The following is a 3,790-nucleotide window of genomic DNA, read 5'->3' as shown; positions in this document are numbered from 1 at the left end:
CTTCCTATACAAGCGAAGTTGAGCAATGCGATTCGGAGCTTTTCGCTCCGTGCTTGGTTCAACACCCTACAACGTCTCACGACGGTGAATTGGCTCACTGCCGGACGTGCAGGGGTGAGTTCTGCCCGGAGGGCAAATTCACCCTCGGGTCAGACATTTTTAGTAACAATTCGACGATAGCTGAACGTTACTATCCTGTTTCTGTAACCGCTCATTGACCCATTTTAGGGTTTGAACAGATACAGCTTTTGCTATCCATCCCCGCCAAAACGAAGCGTCCCCAGGGTGTGGATTAACCAGGCTGAGCCGGTTTGTTGAATGCTTTTTCGGGCTTCAAACCCCCTGATAGCAAGGGATTAAGGTGCCTAGGCGCATTAACCAAACCAAGCACGACACGTTCAACGTGTCGCACAAGATGGGCTACGATAGCACAGCGCCCGCAGCGGAACAGCGGGCGCCTGGCTCAATAGGGAGGTGTGCATGAGCATTCGCGACTGGCCCGCGGCAGAGCGTCCGCGGGAGAAATTGCTGGAGCAGGGCGCGGCGTCGCTGACTGACGCCGAACTGTTGGCGATCTTTCTGCGTACCGGGGTGACCGGCAAGAGTGCGGTGGATCTGGCGCGCTATCTGCTCAGCGAATTCGGTAGCCTGAGGGCTCTGCTCGAAGCCGATCTGGCTGGCTTCAGCCAGCACCTCGGCCTGGGCCCGGCCAAGTACGCGCAACTGCAGGCGGTGCTGGAGATGTCGCGGCGCCATCTGGCCGAGCGCCTGCGCCGCGATTCAGCGCTGGAAAGCCCGCAGGCGGTGCGCGATTACCTCAAGGCGCAGCTGCGCCACGAGCCGCATGAGGTGTTCGGCTGTCTGTTTCTCGATGCCAAACATCGGGTGCTGTCCTTCGAGGTGCTGTTTCGCGGCAGCATCGACAGCGCCAGCGTTTATCCCAGGCAGGTGGTCAAGCGTGCGCTGGCCAACAATGCCGCCGCCGTCATCCTTACCCATAACCACCCATCGGGCGTGTCGGAGCCCAGCCAGGCCGACCGCGTACTGACCCAGCGGCTCAAGGATGCTCTGGCACTGGTCGAGGTGCGCGTGCTCGATCATTTCATCGTCGGCGATGGCGAGCCGCTGTCGATGGCCGAACTCGGCTGGATGTAGCTGCTACAGGCGTAGGGCGGGTGTAACTCGCCGTATCGATGGTGGCGGGTTGCACCCGCCCTACATGTCGGAACCCGCCCTCCCGGCGAGGATTCGGTGCGTAGGGTGGGCTTTGGCCCACCATGATGATGGATCAGGGTGCCATCTGCACCGAGGCAAAATTCTGCCGGCCAAACGGGCTGACCTGGTAGCCCTCGACCTTGCTATTGAGCAACGCGAAGGCGGTGGGGTGGGCCAACGGCAGCCACAGCGCCTGCTCCTGAATGATCTGCTGCGCCTTGTGATAAAGGCGGCTGCGCTGATCCTGGTCGCTGCTGGCCTTGCCGTCCGCGATCAGCTTGTCCAGCGTTGCGTCGCAGTAGCGGGCGAAGTTCAGCCCGGACTGCACCGAGGCGCAGGCGAACTGCGGGGTGAGGAAGTTGTCCGGATCGCCGTTGTCGCCAGCCCAGCCCATGAACAGCAGGTCGTGCTCGCCGGCCTTGGCGCGGCGGATTAGCTCGCCCCACTCGATCACGCGAATTTCGGCAGCGATGCCCACCTTGGCCAGATCCGCCTGCAGCAACTGCGCGCCGAGGCTCGGGTTGGGATTGAGCAGGCTGCCGCTGGGTCGGGTCCAGATGGTGGTCTTAAAGCCGTTCGTGAGGCCTGCTTCGGCCAGCAAGGCGCGGGCCTTGGCCGGATCATGTGCATAGCCGGGCAGTTCGCTGGCGTAGCTCCAGGTGTTCGGCGGGTAAGGACCATTGGCCGGCTCGGCGCTGCCTTCGAACACGGCCTTGACGTAGCTGGCCTTGTCGAAGGCCAGGTTGATCGCCTGGCGCACTTGCGGTTTGTCCAGTGGTGGATGCTGGCTGTTGATGCCGACGAAGGCGGTCATGAACGCGGCGGTCTGCGCGCTTTTCAGCTTGGCGTTGGTGGCGATGGCCTGCACGTCCTGCGGTTTCGGCGACAGGGCGATCTGGCATTCGCCACGGCGCAGCTTCTGCAGGCGCACGTTGCTATCCGGGGTGATGGCGAAGATCACTCGGTCCACGCCCGGCTTGCCAGCGAAGTAGTCCGGGTTGGCGCGGTAGCGCACCACGGCATCTTTCTGGAAACGCTCGAAGACAAACGGGCCGCTGCCCACCGGCGCGCTATTGAGCTTCTGCGGGGTGCCGGCGGCCATCAGCTTGTCGGCGTATTCGGCGGAATAGATCGAGGCGAAGCCCATGCTCAGGGTGGCGAGGAAGGTGGCGTCGCGGCGATTCAGGGTAATGCGCACGCTATGGGCATCCGGCGCCTCGACCTTGGCGATCAGGCTGGGCCACTGCATCGATTGGGCGTGTGGGTAACCGCTGGTGGCCACCGCATGCCAGGGGTGCTGCTCGTCGAGCATGCGCTGGAAGCTGAACAGCACGTCCTGAGAACCGAGGTGGCGACTGGGCGTGAAGTCGGCGCTGTGGTGAAATTGCACGTCGTCGCGCAGCGTGAAGTCGTAGACCAGCCCGTCGGCGGAGATCGACCAGCTGCGCGCCAGGCTCGGCAGTAGCGTGCCCTGCTCGGCGTCGAACTCCACCAGGCGGTTCATCAGCATGTCGGCCGCGGCATTGGTGGTGGTCAGCGAGTTGTACTGCACCACGTCGAAACCCTCCGGGCTGGTTTCGGTGCATACGCTGAGGGTGGCGGCCTGGGCCAGGATCGGGGTGCACAGTAGAGCAGCGAGCAACAGGCGCATGGTGAAGTCCTCATTCCTGGCGTGAACGGCAAGCTTGCAACCCTAATCGATTTGCCATGCGCTGAATACCCGATCGAGGCGACGAGCGGTCAAATCTTGATCAGGCCCCAACGGGCCGGCCCCCGGCGGGGCTGCTGGCTCGGGGTTGGGTTTTATCCTGCGTTTTTCCTTGTTGCTCCCAGGGCTTTCTGGTATAAAGCAGCGCTCTTTTCTAGGGGCCCGGTTCTTGCGCTATCCAGTGCGCCCGGTAAGACCCTCGAGAAACGCGGCGCCGAGCGCCAATGACATTGAGTTTAAGCGGCCAACCCATGCCGGGTTGGGCATGTGGTTTTAGAGGGCTGAGGCATGTCGAGAGTCTGTCAAGTTACCGGTAAGGGTCCGGTAACCGGGAACAACATTTCCCACGCAAACAACAAAACCCGTCGTCGTTTCCTGCCGAACCTGCAGCATCATCGCTTCTGGGTCGAGTCCGAGAAGCGCTTCGTGCGTCTGCGCGTATCTGCCAAGGGCATGCGCGTCATCGACAAGCGTGGCATCGACGTAGTGCTGGCTGAGCTGCGCGCTCGCGGCGAAAAGGTTTAAGGAGAGAGTCATGCGTGAACTGATCCGTTTGGTGTCCAGCGCCGGTACCGGCCACTTCTACACCACCGACAAGAACAAGCGCACCACCCCCGATAAGATCGAAATCAAGAAATTCGATCCGGTCGTACGCAAGCACGTGATGTACAAGGAAGCCAAGATCAAGTAATTGATCGGTTACCTGGCAAAGAAGCCCGCCCTAACCGGCGGGTTTTTTTTGGGTGCGCCAGGCATGGCGCGTAGCGCCGTGACTGGCGCTGTTCGGTTCACTGTGGTGGTGAACCGGACGACTTGGAGGTGAAAGTCCTCTGCACGCCCGGCAAGGGGAAGTGCTAGCGGAAGGCA

At 61.8% G+C, this 3,790-nt stretch carries 4 protein-coding genes; 3 read left to right on the top strand and 1 reads right to left on the bottom strand.

What is annotated here, in order from left to right; all coding sequences use genetic code 11:
• Positions 1 to 480: 480 nt before the first annotated feature.
• Positions 481 to 1,155 carry a RadC family protein gene (radC, locus tag PSOLE_RS23250; RefSeq protein WP_003464579.1) on the top strand — a complete coding sequence of 225 codons (675 nt, stop codon included), beginning with the start codon at positions 481 to 483 and terminating at the stop codon, positions 1,153 to 1,155.
• Positions 1,156 to 1,288: 133 nt separating this feature from the next.
• Here radC and PSOLE_RS23245 read toward each other — a convergent pair whose 3' ends face one another.
• Positions 1,289 to 2,866: an ABC transporter substrate-binding protein gene (locus tag PSOLE_RS23245; RefSeq protein ID WP_074861385.1), complete on the bottom strand. Its 1,578-nt coding sequence runs from the start codon at positions 2,864 to 2,866 to the stop codon at positions 1,289 to 1,291.
• A 345-nt stretch (positions 2,867 to 3,211) separates the two neighbouring features.
• On the opposite strand from PSOLE_RS23245, the gene rpmB reads away from it, so the two are divergent.
• Both rpmB and rpmG read left to right on the top strand, forming a co-directional pair.
• A complete protein-coding gene (gene rpmB / locus PSOLE_RS23240; protein WP_003242523.1) occupies positions 3,212 to 3,448 on the top strand; it encodes a 50S ribosomal protein L28 in 237 nt (78 codons plus the stop codon).
• A 10-nt stretch (positions 3,449 to 3,458) separates the two neighbouring features.
• The gene (rpmG, locus tag PSOLE_RS23235; protein ID WP_003464575.1) at positions 3,459 to 3,614 is read left to right on the top strand and encodes a 50S ribosomal protein L33; all 156 of its coding nucleotides are present in this window, start codon (positions 3,459 to 3,461) and stop codon (positions 3,612 to 3,614) included.
• Positions 3,615 to 3,790: the final 176 nt, after the last annotated feature.

Origin of the sequence: Pseudomonas oleovorans subsp. oleovorans (assembly GCF_002197815.1) — a bacterium.
GTDB classification, from domain to species: Bacteria; Pseudomonadota; Gammaproteobacteria; order Pseudomonadales; family Pseudomonadaceae; genus Aquipseudomonas; species Aquipseudomonas oleovorans.
This window is presented reverse-complemented; position numbering and strand designations above follow the sequence as displayed.